The 20,390-nt window shown below is 41.7% G+C and carries 19 protein-coding genes; 9 read left to right on the forward strand and 10 right to left on the reverse strand.

Features of this window, described 5'->3' with window-relative positions:
• Positions 1–164: 164 nt before the first annotated feature.
• A complete protein-coding gene (locus tag KXV15_RS09220) occupies positions 165–638 on the forward strand; it encodes a hypothetical protein (protein ID WP_240007898.1) in 474 nt (157 codons plus the stop codon).
• Here the strand turns inward: KXV15_RS09220 and KXV15_RS09225 are convergent.
• The gene (locus KXV15_RS09225) at positions 633–1,691 is read right to left on the reverse strand and encodes an RluA family pseudouridine synthase (protein WP_240007899.1); all 1,059 of its coding nucleotides are present in this window, start codon (positions 1,689–1,691) and stop codon (positions 633–635) included. The genes KXV15_RS09220 and KXV15_RS09225 overlap by 6 nt on opposite strands.
• Positions 1,692–1,754: 63 nt before the next feature.
• Positions 1,755–2,504, reverse strand: coding sequence for a Bax inhibitor-1/YccA family protein (locus KXV15_RS09230; protein WP_240007900.1), 750 nt, complete (start codon positions 2,502–2,504; stop codon positions 1,755–1,757).
• Between the two features lie 347 nt (positions 2,505–2,851).
• Here KXV15_RS09230 and KXV15_RS09235 point away from each other — a divergent pair, with 347 nt between their 5' ends.
• Positions 2,852–3,412: a DMP19 family protein gene (locus KXV15_RS09235; protein WP_240007901.1), complete on the forward strand. Its 561-nt coding sequence runs from the start codon at positions 2,852–2,854 to the stop codon at positions 3,410–3,412.
• Between the two features lie 160 nt (positions 3,413–3,572).
• Positions 3,573–5,843, forward strand: coding sequence for an NADP-dependent malic enzyme (locus tag KXV15_RS09240; protein WP_240007902.1), 2,271 nt, complete (start codon positions 3,573–3,575; stop codon positions 5,841–5,843).
• Positions 5,844–5,907: 64 nt separating this feature from the next.
• Here KXV15_RS09240 and KXV15_RS09245 read toward each other — a convergent pair whose 3' ends face one another.
• Positions 5,908–7,779 (reverse strand): peptide MFS transporter, encoded by a 1,872-nt coding sequence (locus KXV15_RS09245; RefSeq protein WP_240007903.1) that lies wholly within the window; start codon positions 7,777–7,779, stop codon positions 5,908–5,910.
• Between the two features lie 182 nt (positions 7,780–7,961).
• Between KXV15_RS09245 and KXV15_RS09250 the strand changes: the two genes are divergently transcribed.
• Positions 7,962–8,873: an EamA family transporter gene (locus KXV15_RS09250; protein ID WP_240007904.1), complete on the forward strand. Its 912-nt coding sequence runs from the start codon at positions 7,962–7,964 to the stop codon at positions 8,871–8,873.
• Here the strand turns inward: KXV15_RS09250 and KXV15_RS09255 are convergent.
• Genes KXV15_RS09255 through KXV15_RS09265 form a run of 3 tightly spaced genes read right to left on the reverse strand, consistent with a single transcriptional unit; the run spans position 8,870 to position 11,615 of the window.
• Positions 8,870–10,645 carry an ABC transporter ATP-binding protein gene (locus KXV15_RS09255; RefSeq protein WP_240007905.1) on the reverse strand — a complete coding sequence of 592 codons (1,776 nt, stop codon included), beginning with the start codon at positions 10,643–10,645 and terminating at the stop codon, positions 8,870–8,872. The genes KXV15_RS09250 and KXV15_RS09255 overlap by 4 nt on opposite strands.
• A gap of 12 nt (positions 10,646–10,657) precedes the next feature.
• A complete protein-coding gene (locus KXV15_RS09260) occupies positions 10,658–10,903 on the reverse strand; it encodes a DUF4170 domain-containing protein (protein ID WP_240007906.1) in 246 nt (81 codons plus the stop codon).
• 49 nt (positions 10,904–10,952) lie between these two features.
• Positions 10,953–11,615 (reverse strand): protein tyrosine phosphatase family protein, encoded by a 663-nt coding sequence (locus KXV15_RS09265; protein ID WP_240007907.1) that lies wholly within the window; start codon positions 11,613–11,615, stop codon positions 10,953–10,955.
• A 106-nt stretch (positions 11,616–11,721) separates the two neighbouring features.
• Between KXV15_RS09265 and KXV15_RS09270 the strand changes: the two genes are divergently transcribed.
• The 4 genes from KXV15_RS09270 to KXV15_RS09285 all read left to right on the forward strand — a co-directional run bounded on the left by KXV15_RS09270 (position 11,722) and on the right by KXV15_RS09285 (position 15,668).
• Positions 11,722–12,468 carry a lysophospholipid acyltransferase family protein gene (locus KXV15_RS09270; protein ID WP_240007908.1) on the forward strand — a complete coding sequence of 249 codons (747 nt, stop codon included), beginning with the start codon at positions 11,722–11,724 and terminating at the stop codon, positions 12,466–12,468.
• A 74-nt stretch (positions 12,469–12,542) separates the two neighbouring features.
• Positions 12,543–13,775 carry a 3-deoxy-D-manno-octulosonic acid transferase gene (locus tag KXV15_RS09275; RefSeq protein ID WP_240007909.1) on the forward strand — a complete coding sequence of 411 codons (1,233 nt, stop codon included), beginning with the start codon at positions 12,543–12,545 and terminating at the stop codon, positions 13,773–13,775.
• Positions 13,772–14,740 carry a tetraacyldisaccharide 4'-kinase gene (gene lpxK, locus KXV15_RS09280; RefSeq protein ID WP_240007910.1) on the forward strand — a complete coding sequence of 323 codons (969 nt, stop codon included), beginning with the start codon at positions 13,772–13,774 and terminating at the stop codon, positions 14,738–14,740. The genes KXV15_RS09275 and lpxK overlap by 4 nt, the downstream gene beginning before the upstream one ends.
• Before the next feature lie 13 nt (positions 14,741–14,753).
• Complete coding sequence (locus KXV15_RS09285) at positions 14,754–15,668, forward strand: lysophospholipid acyltransferase family protein (RefSeq protein WP_240007911.1); 915 nt, start codon at positions 14,754–14,756, stop codon at positions 15,666–15,668.
• Between the two features lie 135 nt (positions 15,669–15,803).
• On the opposite strand, the gene KXV15_RS09290 is transcribed toward KXV15_RS09285, so the two are convergent.
• From KXV15_RS09290 to KXV15_RS09300, 3 genes are all read right to left on the reverse strand, one after another.
• Complete coding sequence (locus KXV15_RS09290; protein ID WP_240008329.1) at positions 15,804–16,196, reverse strand: hypothetical protein; 393 nt, start codon at positions 16,194–16,196, stop codon at positions 15,804–15,806.
• Between the two features lie 133 nt (positions 16,197–16,329).
• Positions 16,330–17,115 carry an inositol monophosphatase family protein gene (locus tag KXV15_RS09295; protein WP_240007912.1) on the reverse strand — a complete coding sequence of 262 codons (786 nt, stop codon included), beginning with the start codon at positions 17,113–17,115 and terminating at the stop codon, positions 16,330–16,332.
• On the reverse strand, positions 17,115–18,476 hold the full coding sequence (locus KXV15_RS09300) for a TldD/PmbA family protein (RefSeq protein ID WP_240007913.1): 1,362 nt from the start codon (positions 18,474–18,476) through the stop codon (positions 17,115–17,117). Before KXV15_RS09300 ends, KXV15_RS09295 begins: the two co-directional genes overlap by 1 nt.
• A gap of 171 nt (positions 18,477–18,647) precedes the next feature.
• Between KXV15_RS09300 and KXV15_RS09305 the strand changes: the two genes are divergently transcribed.
• A complete protein-coding gene (locus tag KXV15_RS09305; protein WP_240007914.1) occupies positions 18,648–18,806 on the forward strand; it encodes a hypothetical protein in 159 nt (52 codons plus the stop codon).
• A gap of 1 nt (position 18,807) precedes the next feature.
• On the opposite strand, the gene KXV15_RS09310 is transcribed toward KXV15_RS09305, so the two are convergent.
• The gene (locus tag KXV15_RS09310) at positions 18,808–20,340 is read right to left on the reverse strand and encodes a UbiD family decarboxylase (RefSeq protein WP_240007915.1); all 1,533 of its coding nucleotides are present in this window, start codon (positions 20,338–20,340) and stop codon (positions 18,808–18,810) included.
• Positions 20,341–20,390: the final 50 nt, after the last annotated feature.

A 20,390-nucleotide genomic window follows, 5' to 3' on the forward strand; every position in this document is an offset into this window, starting at 1 on the left:
ATTGCCAAAAAACTAGGGGGTAATGATGGTGATTGCAGGAATTATATCTTGAAAAGCTCTTGTGTAATTTATGCTATACGCATCAAGTATAAATTTAAAATAATGGTTATTTTAATTGATTTCTCATTAAGGTTGTTTATGTTTTGTTTGCAAGGGGTGGGAAAATGATAGAAACAACCTTTCAGGCAAGCGGAAATTATAAAGAGCGTGAAAACGAATTTGTAAGTTATAGTTTCGTCTTTAATGATGAATATAAAAAAAATGGTTTTCCTGCACTAAAAATTACCCAAAAAGACGATAGCGGTGAAATCGATTTTCATATTCACCAAATTGATTATTTGGCATGCCTAATCGAAGCTATCAATTTTATTGATAGAATGGCAGATATAGAAAATTGCACCGCACAAATATCGGGAAGTGGTTTTTTCCTGCCGCAAAACAATAAAAAGTTGCCTCATGAATGTGTTTTCAAAATTGGCTTAAATAATGATAAACTCACTGACGAAACCATTTCCACGCCATATTATTGCGAACTAAACATAACCGATTTGTTTACAGATTTTCGTGTTTATGGGGTGTCGAAATTTCATGCCTTCAAAAACGCGGTGCAGTTTTTGGGTTCAATTGTTCATTTATAAGCTTTTTACGAATGAATATAGCTCATCCATATCTTCCGGATATTCACTCTCAAAACTCAATCTTTCGCTCGTAACCGGATGTGTAAAGGCAAGGGTTTTGGCATGAAGGGCTTGGCGGGTAATGCGTGCTTCTTCAGGCATTGTTTTTAAAAGATTGCGCCCTGAATTATTATCACCATAAACCAAATCGCCAATAAGTGCGCAGCCAATATGTTTCATATGCACCCGCACTTGGTGGGTGCGTCCGGTTTCTAATTTACATTCAATAAGGCTGGCAATTGGTTTGCCATTTTTATCGCGCCCAAAGGTTTTTAGTGTGCGGTAATTGGTTGCAGCACTTCGCCCGATTGTGGCATCATTATCAATAACCGCCATGCGTTTTCTATCTTTGGAATCGCGGGCAAGGCGGGCATTAATATAGCCATCTTTGCCCCACGGGGATTTTGGCGCGCCAACCACAAAGGCATGATAAAGACGGTCGGTGGTGCGCTTTTGAAATTGATGACCCAAAGAGGTCATGGCAAGGGCAGATTTGCAAACCACCATCACACCCGATGTATCTTTATCAAGTCTATGCACGATACCTGGGCGACCCATCGCACCAATTTGCTTTAAATCCTCACCACAATGATATAGCACGGCATTGACCAAAGTTCCCGTCCAATTGCCGGGCGCAGGGTGAACAGATAACCCCGCCGGTTTATCAATCACCAAAACATGGGCATCTTCGAATAGGATTTTTAGCGGGATATTCTCAGGCTCTGGATCAGTTTCCGAATGAGTGGGTGCAGGGACTTTGATGTCATATATTAGCCCCTCGGCTTTAACTTTGGCGGAGACATTGGTTTCCAATCGCCCGCCAATTGATACCAAGCCTTTTTCGACCAATTGTTTGATGCGTGAACGCGACAAAAGCGGAAGTTTTTCCGCCAAAAACTTATCAAGCCTTGTGCCGATATCACCGCTTTCAGAAATAATTTGATGCGTTTCAGCGGGGGCAAGAATTTCTTCCCCTTCAAAATCATCTAATTCGGTTTCAGTTTCTATTGCCATTATCTCAACAAAAAAGGGCGGTGATTACCGCCCTTATTTCACGTTATTATATCTAATTCAATATTATCTTCTGTCGCCCAAGAAACGCAAAAGCATTTGGAACAAGTTAATGAAAGAAATATATAGGTTTAATGCGCCATAGCTTGTGGCAACTGAAAGCTGGGTTTCGTCACCGCCAATTGCGTAATAGGTATATTTCAATTTTTGGGTTTCAAAAGCAATCAAGCCTGAGAAAATCAAAACACCTGCACCAGAAAGGATTAAATCCATTGGGCCGCTTTTTAGGAACATATTGACCAAAAAGCCTGCGATAAGACCCCAAACCGCCATGATAAGGAATGAACCAAAACCAGTCATGTCTTTTTTGGTGGTATAGCCAAACAAGCTAAGTGCGCCAAATGCCGATGCAGTTACCAAGAAGGTTAGTGCCAAAGAGCTGCTAGTATATAAAAGCACCCATGCACCAAGGCCGGCACCAATTAATGTAACAATACCCCAATATAAAAGGTTTGCACCAGTTTTAGATGGGTTTTTCATCATGAAGCTTGAGCCAAGGATTACAACTAATGGCGCAAATGCAACAACCCAACCCAAACCAGTATAGCCAGCAAGAGCACCAGAATTTGGATCAATAACATAAAGCATGTTGGCAATCGGTGGAACCGAGGTAACATATGCAAGCACCGCAGACCACAAAAGCCCTAGCGCCATTTTATTATAGACCCCAAGCATAAAGCTACGAAGTCCTTGGTCAACCGACATATCCATCGATGCCGCCGGATTACGATATTGGGCTTCGTTAAATTCACTCATTTCATTTCCCTTTTCTTAAAAACCTTAAGAGCTTTAAATAATTATAATGCCTATATATTGTGTGCAAAAACTAAATTTTCAATAAGTTTTGCATCTTTTGTTGTATATATTTAAATTGCGCCCTTATTATGGCTTTTAATGCCAGCTGTTATTATAAAATTTTATCCAAAATAATCAAATTGTTAAGCTATATATTTGGTAAATATATCGGCTCTGATTTGCTGTTTATATGTAAATTATTATCAACATAATCCCATTATTATTAGGGTAATTGAGGTTCAAATTATAAACGGGGCAAAATGTTGACGGCGTTTGGTAAAAGACATAGTGAAAATTCAAATGATAATATGGAAAACTCCGGGACGGGGTTGGGCGAAACCCAAATTTGGGTTCGTAAAAGCACATTTGATAAATCAGCAGAACCAGAAAATGCCGAAGCCCTACTAAAAGAGATGACGGCATGGATTGAAAACTATGCTGCATCACATAAAGGTGAAACCGCAATACTAACCTTAGAGCAAAAACAATTATATTGCGTATATCATTATATTGAATACCTACGCCAAGGCGGCCATAAATTATACATTGAAAAAACGGCGCGCCGCTCTGGAAAGATTTGGTCTTATGTTTTGTCTGGCCTTTATGTGATTGGTGCCATTAGTCACGCCAGTAATTTTAGAAACATGGTTTTTTGGGCAACCAGAAACTTTGATGTGTTCACAGATTCTGTAAAAATTGCTGTTGAAGACGAAGATGTAAAACAAATGGACAATTTGTTTATTGACCTTGAAATTCGTCAGCCTGTTTTGCCGACCCTTGCAACATGGGCGCGTTCATGGGGCGATCTTGCAATTCTTTCGGATGATGCAGCACCTGAGGTTATGTTGCAGCGCAAAAAAATTGCCTGATAGCTGTAAAAAGCAAACGCTTCCGCAAAATTATGACCTAGTATAATAACAAAAGGGGTAGATTTTAGTTTTCAAACGTCTTAAAGCCTGATACCAATTGGTTGAATTACTGCTATGGTAATTCAAAAATTCATGACAATAACTGGGCAGGTCATAAATAATGGAAACTGAAAAAAAATCCTTTACGGATCAAGAAGCGTTAGATTTTCACAAATATCCGGTGCCGGGTAAAATATCTATCACACCTTCAAAACCTATGGCTACGCAGCGTGATTTATCGCTTGCTTATTCGCCAGGTGTGGCAGTGCCGGTCTTAAAAATTGCTGAAGATAAAGACCTGTCTTATGATTATACCTCAAAAGGTAATATGGTTGCGGTTATTTCAAATGGCACGGCGATTTTGGGCCTTGGCAACCTTGGTGCATTGGCATCAAAACCAGTTATGGAAGGTAAATCAGTTTTATTCAAACGTTTTGCCGATATTGATTCCATCGATATCGAGGTTGATACGCTTGACCCCGAACAACTTATTTCAACCGTAAAAAATATTTCTTGCACCTTTGGCGGCATAAATCTTGAAGATATTAAATCACCGGAGTGTTTTATTATCGAAAGCCGTCTTAAAGAAATGTGCGATATTCCGGTTTTCCACGATGACCAACATGGTACTGCGATTATTGCTGCTGCTGGCCTTATTAACGCCTGTGAGGTTACTGGTCGCCGTTTAGAAGATATCAAAGTTGCGGTTTCTGGTGCAGGTGCAGCGGGTCTTTCTTGTATATCACTAATTAAAAGCCTTGGCGTAAAGCATGAAAACGTAATCGTTTGTGACCGCGATGGTGTGGTTTATGCCGGTCGTACTTCTGGTATGGATCAATTTAAATCTGCGCACGCAATTAATACTGACAAACGTACACTTGCCGAAGCGATGCAGGGTGCGGATGCTTTCTTGGGTCTATCCGCAAAAGGTGCGGTTACCAAGGAAATGGTGGCATCAATGGCGCCAAATCCAATTATCTTTGCAATGGCGAACCCTGATCCTGAAATTACGCCAGAGGAAATCAAAGAAGTTCGTGATGACGCAATTATCGCGACCGGACGTTCTGATTATGATAATCAGGTGAATAACGTTCTTGGCTTCCCATATATTTTCCGTGGTGCTTTGGATGTTCGTGCGCGCACCATCAATGAGGAAATGAAGGTTGCCGCCGCAAAAGCACTTGCTGCATTGGCACGTGAAGATGTTCCAGACGAGGTTATGGCGGCATATCATGGTCGTCAGCTTAAATTTGGTCGCGATTATATTATTCCAACACCTTTTGACCCGCGTCTTATTTCCAATGTTCCGCCGGCGGTTGCACAGGCGGCAATGGATTCTGGTGTGGCGCGTAAACCAATTGAAGATATGGATGCGTATAAATCGTCACTTGCCCAAAGGCTTGACCCATCGGCATCGTTTTTACAAGGTTTACAAAACTCGGTGCGTGCGAAACCAAAAACCATCGTATTCTGTGAAGGTGAAGATGCGGCGGTTATTCGTGCGGCGGTCCAGTTCCAACAGCTTAACCTTGGTAAAGCCATTCTTATTGGTCGTGAAGATTTGATTAAACGCAATATGAATCTTTTGGGTATTGATCCAAATTATGAAATTGCGATTCATAATGCCAAACTAAGCGATAAGAATCTTGAATATACTGAATTCTTGTACAAACGCTTGCAACGTAATGGTTATTTGTTGCGTGATTGTCAGCGCATGGTTAATAATGACCGTAACATTTTCGGTGCTTGTATGCTGGCAATGGGTGATGCCGACGGTCTTGTAACTGGTGTAACCCGTACTGGTACGCAATCCCTAAACGAGGTTAAACGCGCGATTGACGTAAATCGTAAGCAGCGCGCAATTGGCGTTTCAATGCTTATTGCTAAAAACCGTACTTTGTTTATTGCCGATACATCGGTTTGCGAAATGCCAGAAGCCGAAGATTTGGCACAAATCGCGGTTCAGGCGGCGGGTGTTGCCAAACGTCTTGGTTATACACCACGTGTGGCCTTCCTTGCATTCTCTACATTCGGCCGCCCAATGGGTGAACGTTCGGCAAAATGTCGCGATGCGGTTGCCATTCTTGATGGCCGTGATGACATTGACTTTGAATATGAAGGTGAAATGTCGCCAGAGGTCGCACTTGAAGAAGATGGTCGTAAACTTTACCCATTCTCACGCCTTACTGGTCCTGCGAACGTATTGGTTATGCCTGCTATTCACTCTGCGCATATTGCAACTAAATTGGTTGAAGTATTGGGTGAGGCAATGGTGCTTGGCCCAATGATTGCTGGTCTTAAGGCATCTGTACAAATCTGCCCACTTGGCGCGCCGGTTTCAGAGATTGTTATGGCGGCAACATTGGCGGCATATAACGTAAACCCACAATAGGTTTATTAAAGCACAAAAAAAGCCCCGCAGTTTTATGCTGCGGGGCTTTTTTGTTGCGTCTTAACTATTCGCTAGTGGTGTCGTTTGCACCAAAATCCCACTTTCTTACAAAGAATGAAAGGATAAAGAAGCCAACACCAATGCCAATACCCCACCAACCAATTAGATTGAATGTTTTCAATGAGGTCTGAAGTGCCGCTTGTGGGTCAAGAACTTCACCGCCAACGGTTTCGGTTGCCGCCAATTTCGCAATAATGCCGGCAACAAACTGCGCCGCCGCAGAACCAAGGAACCAAATCGCCATCATGGTTGAAATAAGGAATGGTGGCGAAAGTTTGGTTTGTTGTGACAAGCCAACCGGTGACAATGCCAATTCGCCCCAAGTGTGGAACAAATAAGTCAAGAATAAGAAGATTAGCGGCATTCTAAACGCGCTATCTGCACTTCCTGCAAACCAAACAAGTATAAGGAAACCAAAACCAACGTTTAACAAGCCAAATGAAAACTTTTTAACCGGATCAGGGTCAATTCTATGGGTTCCAAGATAAGTGAAAATTGCAGAGAAAATTGGTGCAAAAATCAAGATGAAACCTGCGTTGAAACTTTGTGTCTGTGCCGCAGTGATTTCTGTATCAATCCAAACTGGATTTACCAAACCTTGTAATGCTTTGAATTGTTCAGCCGAAGCAAAAACAAATTGTTTGCCCATCAACGCAATTGTTATCGGAGACGGCAGGATATTAAGGTTGGTATTACGCTCTGCAAACAAGCTAAGAGAAGAGCCTGCTTGTTCAAACAAGGTAAAGAATACAACCGAACCAGCAGTAAGCAACAAAGCAAGACCAAGGCGGAAGTTTTCTTCACGGCTTAATTTGGTAAACATTGTATAGAATACATAGCCAAGCACCGCTAATGAACCGATACCAAGACCATAACCAACCGCTTTGTTATTTTGCACCAAAAGCCATACCACAGGCAGGCCGATAAAGGCACAAATATAAATGAATTTCTCGACTGAAACTACACCGAAAACTTTTTCTTTAAGTTTTTCAGGTGAAGGAGGCATGCCTTTGCCTTCAAGTAGTGGCTGGCCAAGAACAAAGAATAATAGACCGGCTAACATACCGACACCGGCAAGCCCAAAACCAGCCCACCAGCCGACATTCTGACCCAAATATCCGCACAGGATTGTCGCCCAGAATGCGCCAAGGTTGATACCAAAATAATAAAGCTGGAAGCCCGCATCACGGCGTGGATCTTTATCCTTATAAAGCTGTCCAACAATTGATGAAATGTTTGCCTTTAAGAAGCCTACGCCCATGATGATAAGCGAAATTGCAAGATAAAAGACTTTTTCAGCCCATGGAGTAGCGCTTTTAACGCCAAGTTTATATTCAGACTTTTCAATTTTTGCCGGAATAGGTGCATCAGATGGCAAGCCAACAATTTCAATTGCGCCTTCGCCACCAGCTTTATATTCATATTGCTTATCGCCAATTTGAATTAGCTTACGTTCTGAGGATTTGTCTTTTTCGTTTTTAACAAACTCATAAGTTTGACCTTTATATTCAAGGGTCTGCTGATTTGGTTTTCCTTCAAACGCCATTGAAAAGTGTCCGGCAACCAATAATAAAGCACCAAAAATAATGGCTTTACGTGTGCCAAGATATCTGTCCGCCAAAACCCCACCAACCAATGGCAATAAATAAACCAAGGTCGTGTAAGATGAATATTGCTCATTCGCGCGCGCATCAGGGAAAAGGAAATGGGTGGTAACATAATAAATTAGAAGTGCGCGCATCCCATAATATGAAAAGCGTTCCCACATCTCTGCCATGAAACAAATTACAAGGCCACGCGGATGATGTCGCATCTGAATGAATACGGGTATCGCCGTCAGGATGGTAATAATTAATCCGATGATAATAACAATCATACTTTCAAACTCCCCCAAATGGGCAAATAATTAATTTTGCTAATTGCCCTGAACTCAACAGATTATTGCAATTTGGGCAAGTTTTTTAAGCACTTGTCAGGCATATTTTGATGTAATAGGCAAATAAATTGCCATATAGTTTTTCGATTGCATATTAATCAACAAATGATATTAGACGACAAATGTGGATTTTAATCACGCTTGTTGCGTCTCTATTACAAACACTCAGAAATTCATTTCAAAGAGAATTAACCCAAAAAGCCGGCGTTTGGGCCGGAACCTGGGTTCGTTTTGCCTTTGGTGTGCCAATAACATTTTTGGCATTATTGGTGGTTATATTCCTTCGTGGTTCATTCACACTTAATGTTGGCACTTATTATTATCTTATGTGTTTTACGGGAGCCGTGGCACAGGTTGTGGCAACGGCGGCGTTATTGGCATCAATGGAACGGTCAAGTTTCGCGATTGGCATAACATTCAACAATTCATCAGTGATTCTTACGGCGCTTTATGGGGTTGCCTTTTTAGGAGACCATCTAAAAATATGGGCATGGTTTGGGATAATAATATCAACAATTGGCATAATTATCGCGTCATTACCCAAAGGCGGTGGCAAAGGGGCTGATTTAAAAAAACTTGATTGGAAAGACGCATCAATTGCGGCTGCATATGGGATATTATCGGGCGGGCTATTTGCGATTTCTACCAATTCTTACCGTGTTGCAGTTAATTTGGTTGAACATAACTCCAATTTCTATTCAAGCATTATAACCGTGCTTATTGTTCAGTTGATGCAGACAATATTTTTGGGCGCTATAATGTTTATGTTGCAAAGACGGCAATTAAAAATGGCGCTTGGTGATTGGAAATCATCGCTTAATGCCGGTTGGGCGGGGGCAAGTGGATCAATTCTTTGGTTTGTGGCACTTGGTTTAATGCCGGCGGCAATTGTTCGCGTGGTAAATTTGATTATTGAGATGCCGGTTTCAATCCTTATGGGATGGCTAAAGTTTAAGGAAAAACTAGCTTTTAGCAAGATTATAGCAATCGCCCTCATTGTTGCCGGTGTTATAATGGCGATTATTGGTCGTTAATTCAGTTGCAGTTTTGCAAGCTCGGAATAAATGCCACCCTTGTCAATCAATTCATTATGCGTACCAGATTCAACAATATTACCTTGTTGCATAACCATAATCGTATCGGCATTTCTTACGGTTGATAGGCGGTGTGCGACCACCAAAGTAGTACGGTTTTCGCAAAATTTATCAAGAGTATGCGCAATTTTCGCTTCATTTTCACTATCAAGTGCGCTTGTCGGCTCATCAAGTAGAAGAATTGGGGAGTTGCGCAATATTGCACGGGCAATTGAAAGCCGTTGTTTCTCCCCACCCGAAAAATTTGAACCGCGCGGCGCAACCATTGAATTGATGCCGTCTGGAAGTTTGAAAACAAAATCACATGCCGCATCTTGTAATGCCGCAATGATCTCTGCTTCACTTTTTTGTCCAGCGCCAAAGCATACATTCTCGGCGATAGTAGTTTCAAATAAAACTGCATCCTGTGAAACTAGGGCAATTTGATTGCGTAGGCATAGAAGGTCAAGATCGCGAATATCGTAATCATCGACTAATATCTTGCCAGAGGTAACATCAAATAAACGTGGTAAAAGGTTTATGATTGTCGATTTACCCGCGCCCGATGCACCAACCAATGCGATTTTCTTACCTGCCTTAACCGAAAAACTTATCCCTTTTAGGATTTCGTTGTCACCAACTTTAAAGAAAACATCTTCAAATTTGATATTTCCAACAACCCTATCAATTTTGATTGCATTGTCTTTGTTTTTGATATTCGGCTTTTCATCAAGAATTTCATAAAAACGGTTTAATGCGGCGACCCCTTCTTGAAGCTGGTTATTCATATCGCCAAAAGTCCGCAAAGATGCCGACGCATTGATAAGCGAAACAATAAAGGTAAGTAGGTTGCCAACCGTGGATTGTCCGGTCGAAATTCGATACGTTGCAAAGGCAATAACCGATGCAACGGCTATGCCACCAAGGATTTCAAGAATTGGTAGCAGGCGACCGCGTTGTTCAATTACTTTTAGAACCAGTTGCATTCTATGTAAAAGCGACTTGGTAACCCTTGCCGATTCAATGTCTTCCATAGAATAGGTTTTTACAAGGCGAATACCCCCAAGGCTTTCTTCAATAACGCCCGAAAGTTGGCTTGCCTGTCCTTGCGCAACAGCGGCAGATTTTCTGATTTTTTTACCGATTATACTGACAGGGAAATACGCAATTGGCAGCAATATCAAGGTGATAATTGCCAATTGCCAATCGGCGTTCACCATCATGAATAAAGTAAATATAAGGGTGAAGGTTTCGCGTACAAAGCTATTGGCAACTTTTAATGTTGCTTCGCGGATTGCGTTAATATCATTTAAAAAGCGGGCAGAGAATGCGCCTGATTGTTCTTTGATAATCCGTGAATAATCAAGGGTAAGGATTTTTGAAAATAAATCCGATTGTAAATCGGTTGTCGCCTTCATTGATGCAACATTGGTTGCAACGTTTGAAACATACCAACCAATACCACGCAATAAAGATACAATAACAATTGCATATGGAATTATTGCGGCGGCCTGCTTCGCGGTAACACCAAACTTGATGACCTTGTTTGGATTATCGCGAAGGTTTGCCAATGCATCGGCCACAATCCCAACCATCAACGCCTGCGCATTAACAGAAATGGCAACAATTATCATCATAATTGCCGCCAGAATTAATGTCGGAGTTTGATGTTTTAACCAGCCGTTCCAGAATCGTAATAGCGGATTTTGTTGTTTGGTGGGTTGGGAAGGCATTTAAATTACTAATTAATCCTCATCACAGATATTCGCGCCATTCGGGTCGATAAGACGGTGGGCGTGAATAACGAAATAACGCATATGTGCGTTGTCAACAGTGCGTTGTGCCGCTGATTTCCATGCTTCTTTGGCATCGGCATAGTTTGAATAAGCACCAACAAAATCAATCTCTGCTGGATTGCGGAAAACAGTACCTTCAAGGTCGTTTAGTTCACCGCCAATTACGAGGTGTAATAATTGTTTGTTTGCAGCCATTTGTTTTTCCCCTTAAAAATTTGGTTTGCTTTCAATTTGTTTTAAAAAATTACTCTCTATGTAGAAAAGTATCGACTATCCAATTTCCCCATTTAGTAGGTTTGAAACTGGCTTTCAATTTGTCACGGTCATATACATTATCAACCCAATCCCAAAACTCGATTCCGGTTTCTTTATTGGCTTTGTCAAATTCATCCCAAAAATAACCCAGAATGCCAGTTTTTCCGGCAGATATATGAAGGTATTTAATGTTTAATTGTTGGCGCGCTTCTTCAAGCGGTACACCTTCAATTAAAAATTTATAAAATACTGCGGTAAATCCGGCGCGGTCTGCACCTGATTTACAATGTAATAATATCGGATATTCAGCTTCTTTAAAAGCATCATACATTGCATGCATAATTACGGGGTCGGGCGCGCCACGACTTTCAACCTTGAAAAAACGTAAATCAATGCCAAGTTTTTTGCATGCGTGTTTTTCAAGATGTGTAAAACAAGAATCCGTATCACCGCGCAGGTTAAATATGGTTTTTATGCCTTTTTGTTTCCAATAGGCGATTTTATCGGGCGATGGTTGATTAGACCGCCAAACATCAGGACCAATTTGGTGTGCATTGTCAAAATTCTTGCGAAGAAAGGCATGGTCTTTCCACCAATAATCCTTCCATGCAGCGTTATAACCGTCAATCGTATCAAGTTCGTATTTTGCCAATTACCAAAACCTTTTTCTGCTTGGCTAAACTGCCTAAATGCAGCATTATGAGTAATGTTGCAAGGAACACTCGCATATTTGTGCAACAATTGCTATTTACCAAATTATGTTAAAGAAAATCATACGATCCAAATTTATTCAGACATTATTTGCCTATATAATTGCGGCATATATGGTTCTTGTGCGCAGAACTACACGATGGGAATATCTTGGGCTTGAAAATATTGCCCCTTATCGTGAACAAAACAAAGGTATGATTGTAAATTACTGGCATTCGCGAATCATGCTTGCCCATTCTTTTTGGCCGTTAAAAGATCCGCAAACTGTTTATATGCTCATTTCAATGTCAAAGGACGGGGAGTTTGTGGCAAGGGCGACAGAGATTATTGGCCGCAATGTAATTCGTGGTTCATCGGCAAAACGCAAAGGCGATGTGATTGATAATAAGGGCGCACTTGCGGCGGTTCGTGATATGATAAATGTCGCAAAAAGCGGAAATATTGCAATAATAACCCCAGATGGACCAAAAGGGCCACGTATGCGCTTTCAACCTGGGGCAATTCGTATTGCCAAATCAGCAAAAGCACCAATGATTCCGCTTGCGCTTTCGGTTAAAAATTCAATCCATCTTAAAAGTTGGGATCGCTTTGTTATCCCGCCATTGTTTTCAAAAGGTGTCATTATGTTTGGTGCACCGGTTTTTGTTGATGGCAATGATGAAGATGCCTATGAAGCAGCACGTTTAACGATTGAAACTGCGCTAATAAACCTTCAACAAGAGGCCGATGAATTAATGGGCGGGGAACGAATTGAACCTGCTGCACCAATCATGCGTGAAACTGAAAAGGTTTAGGAATGCTGGGGCTTTTACCGGTAAAATTGCTGTTGGGCATTTATAATTTTGCGATAAATTTTGTGTCGTTGTTTTTGAATTCGATACTTAATAAACGCATTAAGGCCGGAAAAGAAGATGCTGCACGAATTCAAGAGCGTTTTGGAATATCATTAATTCCACGCCCTAATGGCAAATTGATTTGGTTTCATGGTGCAAGTGTCGGTGAAACCATGATTGGCCTAGATTTGGCGGCACAATTACGACTTAAAAACCCAGAATTAAAATTCCTATTCACTTCACAAACCCAAACCGCCGCCGAAATAATTGCAAAAAGAATGGGGGCGGGGGATATTCACCAATTTTTCCCATTTGATAAAAAGCAATTTGTGAATGCGTTTTTAAACCATTGGCAACCCGATACGGCAATTTTTTTAGAGGGTGAAATCTGGATTAATATGCTTTTGGAATTATCTGAACGCAAAATTCCAACCGCCCTTCTTAATGCCCGTATGACAGCAAAAACTATTCGTAATTGGCTGGCATATGGCGCTTTAAGCAAAAAGCTATTCACGACTTTTAAATATGTCCACGCGGCAAATACCATAAGTGCCGATGCGATTAATGAATTCGGCTTCGTTAGAAATATAAAGGTTGGAAACCTTAAATCCGCTGCGGCACCGCATAAAATTGATGATGCACTTGTCAATGAGTTTTTGCCATTAATGAAAGAGCGCCCAGTATGGCTTGCGGCATCCACCCATATTGGTGAGGATGAAATCATTCTAAAATCACATGAAGTTTTGTCATTAACTGGTAAGAAACCGCTTTTAATTCTTGCACCGCGCCATATTGAACGCACCGAAGGCATAATTTTAATGGCGCAAAAGAACGGCTTTAAAACCGCACGCCGCAGCATGAAACAACTCCCTGCGCCTGAAATAGATGTATATTTTTGGGATACAATGGGGGAATTAGCGAATGCATATCGCCTTGCACCGGTTTCATTGGTTTGCGGTTCTTTGATACGTGGTATTGGTGGACATAATCCAATTGAACCTGCACAAATCGGGAGTGCGATTCTAAGCGGGATTTATGTTCATAATTTTGCGGATATTTACAAAGATCTTGAAAATATTTCTGCGGCGTCGATGATTTATGATCCATCATCACAACAAATTGCAATGAAGCTTGCGGATTTAATATTTGATAAAAAAGAAATTGCCGCAATGAATATACGTGCGCAAAATTATCTTAAATCAAGCCAGTCGATTTACGATGAAGTTTTAGGCGATGTTTTAAATCTTGTTACAGGTGGTAACATATGAAAGCACCATCATTTTGGAACATAAAAGAGGGGCGTGATGCGGCATTCGTATTGCGCACTTTGCTTGTGCCGCTTTCGTGGGTCTATGATTATTTTACGCAAAAGAAGCTGTTGAAAACCAAATATGTGCAATTGGATATTCCGGTAATATCAATCGGTAATCTTACGCTTGGTGGAACTGGTAAAACCCCAATGGCGGATTTATTGGCAAATTCATTACCCGGGGCATTTATTGTTTCACGCGGCTATGGTGGTTCTGTAATAGATGCAATTGTTGTAAATCCACAAATTCATACTGCCAAAGATGTTGGTGATGAACCTTTAATGCTTGCGGCAAAGCATCAGGTGGTAATTGGTAAGGATAGGGTTGCGGCGGCAAATCTTGCGGTGCAAAATGGCGCAAAGGCAATAATTCTTGATGATGCCCATCAAAACCCTGCGCTTAAGAAAGATGTATCAATTATCCTTATTGATGGTGGTGTTGGTTTTGGCAATGGCTTTATTTGCCCTGCTGGTCCACTTCGTGAGAAACCAGAAGTTGGTTTAAAGCGCGCAGACATTGTTGTTTGGGTCGGCGATAAGGCACTTTTTGAAGAGACGTTGGGCGGGTTTGATATAAAAACTCTATTTGCCAAGATTGTACCGGTAAAAAAGCAATTTTCGGGGAAATATTTGGCATTTTGTGGCATTGGTCGCCCCGACAAATTTGGTGATTCATTAAAAGATGTTGGGATCGATGTGGTTGATTTAATTCCATTTGCCGACCATCATTTTTTTACTGATGATGAAATTTCACACCTCAAAACCCGCGCTAAAGAAATGGGTGCGAAATTAATTACCACCGAAAAAGACCTAATAAGGCTTTCTGCACAGCAAAAATCAGACATTGAAACCCTTGAAATCAAATTGGAATTTGAGAACGATGGCGATGTGTCAGAAATTCTAAACCTCTTGCCAAAGATGTGATAAAAGCAACTTCATGAAAAAGTTTTTTGATAATATTCTTTCTTCCGCAGAGGCGGCCGCATTCAAAACTTATTGGTATAAGTTCAAAAAAATGGATATTGATGCGGCGTCAAATCTGGGTTCAAATATTGCGCGCAAATTTGGTAAATTTTCAAGTACGCAAAAAACCGCAATCCGCAATATTCGTATGTGCTTCCCTAATATTGGTGCGGCCGAAGAAAAAGAACTTCTTGACGCAATGTGGGATAATTTGGGTCGTATTGCTGGGGAATTACCACATCTGGGTGAATTTGGCTATTTTCAGGAAAATTCACGGGTAAATATCAAAAATCTTGATCGCCTTGATGCCTATCTTGAACCTGGCAAGGGTGCGGTCTTTGCATCGGGGCATTTTTCAAATTGGGAAGTTATGCCGGCGGTAATTGTTCAGCGCGGGGTTGATTGTGAAATAACCTATCGCGAAATGAATAATCCAGAAGTTGATAAAATCATCCGCGATGCGCGCGCGGCATATGGTGTAACGCTTTTCGCACCCAAAGGGCGTGAGGGCGGCATGCGTTTGATGCGTATTCTTGCCCGTGGTGGTTCGATAGCCATGATGAACGATCAAAAATACAATATGGGGATTAATTCCCCCCTATTTGGTCATAATTGCATGACCAATGATGCCGCAGTTCGCCTTGCACATCGCTTTAAAACCCCAATCCAAACCATGACAGTCAAGCGTCTTGGCGGCGCAAATTTTGAAGTTGATGTCCAAGAACCAATTTTATTGGATTATAGCGCGCCATTAGACACGATTTTACAAAAAGAAGTTGATAATATTAATCGCTTTATCGAAGAAAAAATTCGTGAAGCGCCGGAACAATGGTTTTGGGTTCATAAACGTTGGCCCAAACAGGCATGGATTGATGCCGGCGTTATGTAGGGCGGGGTATGTCATACCGGAATTTTTTCATTGAAAAAATGTCCGGTATCTAGTTAGAAAACAAAAAGATACCGGATATTTCTTTCGGAAATTCCGGTATGACAAGTTTGAATTTATTCAATTTATATTGTTGATTTACATTGGTTTTTGTGGCTCTGCTGTTGGGGCCGGTGGGGCTGGTGGAACTGTGCCTTCAACAGGTGGCGGTGGCGGCATACAGCCCTCTGGCGGTGGTGGTGGCATTTGCCCGTCTTTAAATTCTGGTGGTTTTGGCGGTTTTTTCTTGCCAAATAGACCTTTTTTCTCTTTTGGCGGTGGCATCATCATGCCATCATGGGGTGGCATTTGCCCGTCTTTCATCACTGGACAGTCTGCAGGCATAGGCTGTGCAGGCGGCACCACATCAGTCACAACAGGTGTTTCCGATGTCGGTGGTGTTGGTGGTGTTGTTTGGGCAAAGGCATTTGAAAACATGGCCGTTGTTGTAAATGCAGCTAGTAATAAAATGCCTGAAGTATGTTTTTTCATAATATCTCTCAATTTATTTGAAATGATCACGGGCGGCAAAGTGCCATCCGCAAATAAATTAAGCCATGAAATTTCAAGATTTCCGAATTAAATTTACGCCATCTAGATTACAATTATTACATCTAAATTAAATTTATTTTATGTGGGCAAGTCTTGCCAAAAGTTCATTTTTAAGACCTTGACAACATGCAAGCAGGCTTCTTTGTTTCAAAGTTTCATTAAAAACAAATGCTTGTCCCAAATGATCGGTGGCAAAGCCGCCGGCCTCATTTAATATCAATGTCCCCGCCGCCAAGTCCCAATCATTTTTTGATGTGGTGGCAATTGCGCAATCAAATTCACCACTGGCAATTAATGCCATTCGGTAAGCGATTGAGTTACGCTGATTGATTTGCATAATTGGCCATTCGCGCTGCCACAATTTGCTTTGGAACATATGCGCCGCACCCAACATACGGGCATTTTCCAATTCATTGGTTTGCGAGACTTTTATTGGTACACCATTTTTAAATGCGCCATTTCCCTTGATAGCGGTGAATAATTCTTCTGTAACAGGGTTATAAATCACACCCAGAACAGGTTGTTTTTTTTCCACCAGCGCAATTGAAATCGAAAAGTGGGGTAGGCCTTTTATAAAGGCGCGTGTGCCATCAATGGGGTCAACAAACCAAGTTCTTTTTGCGTGGTGGCGCGTTCCATCGTCAATTTCTTCTTCAGATAACCAGCCATATTCAGGGCGCGCAGCCAAAAGTGCGGTCTTTAAGAATTTATCAGTTGCCAAATCCGCCGCTGTTACCGGGTTGTTGGGTGATTTATCGCGAATTTCATAATCGGTTTTAAAATATGATAAAATAATTTCGGATGCACCCCGAACTGCCTTGATTGTAATTTTCATATCTTCATCAAGGCTATTGGTCATTATGCACCCGCAATCGTCATTGTTGGTATCAAAAGGCTCGGGCAATCAATGGATGATTTATGTTCATTATCATCGGCGGCAATTATAGTTTTGAAAATGTCTTTAACATTGCCAGCAATGGTAATTTCAGAAACTGGCCCAGTTTTTTGGCCATTAACAATCTCAAAGCCAGAAACACCAACCGAATAATCGCCATTATTTGGGTTAAAAGATGGCGACATTGCCTCAGTAACCAAAAGACCATTTCCTGCCTGCTTGATTAAATCATCAAGGCTTTGGTTGGTCGGTGGCAATATAAAGTTTGAAACCCCAACCCCCGGCGAACCGCCAGGGTTCATTGACGCATGACCATTGGTTTTAAGACCAAGTTGCAATGCGGCAGATGAATTTAATAACCAAGAGGTTAGGACACCGTTTTGAATAATTTCTTGTTTTGAAACCTTTACGCCTTCACCGTCAAATGGGCGCGATCCCCAGCCACCAATAAGAAGTGGATCGTCATAAATAGTGATGTTTTCAGGGAAAATTTGGGTTTCAAGTGCATCACGTAGGAAGGAAACCCCACGCGCGACAGAAGAACCAGAAATTGCCGAAATCAAAAGTCCAAGCATAGAGCGGGCAACACGTGTATGCAAAATAACCGGTGCCTTGGTCGAAGCCATTTTTTTAGAACCAAGGCGCGCAACGGTTTTATGCCCCGCCTTTTCACCAATTTCGCGGGCATTTTCGAGAGTTTTCAAAAAACGGGTGGAGGTTGATTCGTAATCACGTTCCATATCATCGCCATCTTGGGCGATTGCCGCAATTCCAAGCCCCCAAGATGTGCCACCATATCCACCAATAAAGCCATTGCTTGAACCATAAACCACATCGGATGAACCCCATTGTGAGCCACACCCCGCAGTGTTCGAAATTCCTTTTATACTTTGGGCGCCCGCTTCACATTCAAGGGCAATTTTTTCAAGATAATTAATATCTGGTGCAGTTTCATCGCGCATTTTAAGGTCGATGATTTCGCTTGCCATCAAGTCCTTATCTGGCAAAGTGCAATATTTATCTTCGGCAGCCATTTTGGCCATAGCGACAACGCGGGTTGCCAATTCATCAAGCGCATTTTTAGTAAGTGCAGAAGTTGATGCACCCGCTTGTTTCTTGCCGATAATAACCCGTAAACCAGCCGCAAGGCTTTCTTCGCGTTCAACATTTTCTAATTCACCAAGGCGAACACTTATGCCCAAACTTTGCGATGCGTTACACGCGCAATCGGCATGTTCTGCCCCAAGTTCTTTTGCCTTTTTTAAAAGATATTCTGTTGCGTCAAATAATTGTTTTGCGGTTTGATTGGTTTGTGAGTTTTGCATGTATCCTAAATGCCACTTTTATTTCTAAAATCTAGCCCGATTACTGATTTTAGGGTCGAAAATACCAATATATTTAAAATTGCAACTAATGTCGTAATCGTACTATCATAATAATATGTTAGCCTACCCTTATATAACAAAACCCATAAAGGGTTCATAAGGGGAAGAGAGATGACCACAATATTATTTGTCATGATGGCATTTGTATTAATTGCCGGTGCGGCTGGCGCAATTGTCAGAGCTATGAAAATGGTTAAAGAAACTTTTGACGATTTATTGCCAGAAAGAATGGTTGATTTCACTGGCTTTATCGATATTCCAAAAGCTTAATTTACCAAATCGGTTTGCCGTCAACACCAAAACCAAAGGATTCCCATTTTTTGGTGACATCCTCTATGACGTCTTTTTCCATAAAAATTTTGGTTCCCCATTCGCGATTGGTTTCGTTGCCAATTTTATTGGTGGCATCAAGACCAATTTTGCCGCCAAGGCCAGAAACGGGTGACGCAAAATCAAGATAGTCAATTGGTGTGTTTTCAATACGCACAGTGTCGCGAACCGGATCCATACGGGTTGAAATTGCCCACATAACATCTTTCCAATCCCGCGCGTTAATGTCATCATCAACCACGATAATAAATTTCGTGTACATGAATTGCCGCAAATATGACCATGCCCCCATCATCACGCGTTTAGCATGCCCGGCATAGGCCTTTTTCATGCTTATGACCGCAATACGATATGAACATCCTTCGGGTGGTAGCCAAAAATCAATAATTTCAGGAAATTGTGCCTGAAGTAGTGGGATGAAGACTTCGTTCAATGCCTCACCCAAAACTGCTGGTTCATCTGGTGGGCGACCGGTGTGGGTTGAAAGATAAATAGGGTCTTGGCGCATTGTAATTGCCGATACCGTAAAGACTGGGAACTTTTCCACCGAATTATAATAACCAGTATGATCGCCATATGGTCCTTCATCGGCGGTTTCGGTTAATGAAATATGCCCTTCGATAATAATTTCTGCCTGCGCTGGGACATGTAGTGGAACAGTTTTACATGGTGTCAGCTCTAGCTTTGAGCCGCGCAAAAGCCCCGCAAATTGGTATTCACTTAATGTATCGGGAACAGGTGTCACCGCCGCCAAAATTGTGCCGGGGTCTGCACCCAATACAATTGCAACAGGGAACGGCTCATTATGTTTTTCTTTATAGCGGCGGAATTGTTGCGCCCCGCCACGGTGATGCAGCCAGCGCATAATAAGCTGTTTCTTATTCAATTGCTGCATACGGTAAATGCCAAGGTTATAGCTATCGACCCGTGCCTCGGTTGGGCCTTTGGTAACGCATAGCCCCCACGTTACAAGTGGCGCAGGTTCATTGGGCCAGCAGGTTTGAATTGGAAGCATATCAAGGTCGATATCATCCCCCTCAATCACGACTTCTTGGCATGGCGCTTTGCCGAACATACGGCCCATTTTCGGCTTCATCGATAAAACTGTGCCCGCAAGTGGCAATAATGAAACAGCTTCTTTCAAATTAGATGGAGGCGTTGGTTCACGTAAAAATGCCAATAATTCACCAACTTCACGTAATTCATTTGCGGTGTGGCGTTCAACGCCGCCCATGGTAACGCCCATCGCCACGCGCTCAACAGTGCCAAAAAGATTGTTTAAAACCGGAATTTTGGAAATTGTACCGTCTGCCTTTATTGGTTTTTCATAAAGAACAGCAGGGCCGCCATTATTGATAAGGCGGGTTGAAATTTCGGTCATTTCAAGGACAGTTGAAACAGGTTGGCTAACCCTGACAAGTTTTCCTTGTGCTTCAAGGTTAGACATAAAATCGCGCATTGATAAATATGACATTCAGCTTCAATATGATAGATTAGCATTTGGTTCAAGCATAATTATCCAAT

The organism is Pseudaquidulcibacter saccharophilus, from assembly GCF_019455445.1.
GTDB lineage: Bacteria > Pseudomonadota > Alphaproteobacteria > Caulobacterales > Aquidulcibacteraceae > Pseudaquidulcibacter > Pseudaquidulcibacter saccharophilus.

Excerpts from the sequence above, each read along its gene's own strand:
- KXV15_RS09220 (WP_240007898.1), top strand. The coding sequence starts at position 165 with ATGATAGAAACAACCTTTCAGGCAAGCGGAAATTATAAAGAGCGTGAA.
- KXV15_RS09225 (WP_240007899.1), bottom strand. The coding sequence starts at position 1,691 with ATGGCAATAGAAACTGAAACCGAATTAGATGATTTTGAAGGGGAAGAA.
- KXV15_RS09230 (WP_240007900.1), bottom strand. The coding sequence starts at position 2,504 with ATGAGTGAATTTAACGAAGCCCAATATCGTAATCCGGCGGCATCGATG.
- KXV15_RS09235 (WP_240007901.1), top strand. The coding sequence starts at position 2,852 with ATGGAAAACTCCGGGACGGGGTTGGGCGAAACCCAAATTTGGGTTCGT.
- KXV15_RS09240 (WP_240007902.1), top strand. The coding sequence starts at position 3,573 with ATGGAAACTGAAAAAAAATCCTTTACGGATCAAGAAGCGTTAGATTTT.
- KXV15_RS09245 (WP_240007903.1), bottom strand. The coding sequence starts at position 7,779 with ATGATTGTTATTATCATCGGATTAATTATTACCATCCTGACGGCGATA.
- KXV15_RS09250 (WP_240007904.1), top strand. The coding sequence starts at position 7,962 with ATGTGGATTTTAATCACGCTTGTTGCGTCTCTATTACAAACACTCAGA.
- KXV15_RS09255 (WP_240007905.1), bottom strand. The coding sequence starts at position 10,645 with ATGCCTTCCCAACCCACCAAACAACAAAATCCGCTATTACGATTCTGG.
- KXV15_RS09260 (WP_240007906.1), bottom strand. The coding sequence starts at position 10,903 with ATGGCTGCAAACAAACAATTATTACACCTCGTAATTGGCGGTGAACTA.
- KXV15_RS09270 (WP_240007908.1), top strand. The coding sequence starts at position 11,722 with ATGTTAAAGAAAATCATACGATCCAAATTTATTCAGACATTATTTGCC.
- lpxK (WP_240007910.1), top strand. The coding sequence starts at position 13,772 with ATGAAAGCACCATCATTTTGGAACATAAAAGAGGGGCGTGATGCGGCA.
- KXV15_RS09285 (WP_240007911.1), top strand. The coding sequence starts at position 14,754 with ATGAAAAAGTTTTTTGATAATATTCTTTCTTCCGCAGAGGCGGCCGCA.
- KXV15_RS09290 (WP_240008329.1), bottom strand. The coding sequence starts at position 16,196 with ATGAAAAAACATACTTCAGGCATTTTATTACTAGCTGCATTTACAACA.
- KXV15_RS09295 (WP_240007912.1), bottom strand. The coding sequence starts at position 17,115 with ATGACCAATAGCCTTGATGAAGATATGAAAATTACAATCAAGGCAGTT.
- KXV15_RS09300 (WP_240007913.1), bottom strand. The coding sequence starts at position 18,476 with ATGCAAAACTCACAAACCAATCAAACCGCAAAACAATTATTTGACGCA.
- KXV15_RS09305 (WP_240007914.1), top strand. The coding sequence starts at position 18,648 with ATGACCACAATATTATTTGTCATGATGGCATTTGTATTAATTGCCGGT.
- KXV15_RS09310 (WP_240007915.1), bottom strand. The coding sequence starts at position 20,340 with ATGTCATATTTATCAATGCGCGATTTTATGTCTAACCTTGAAGCACAA.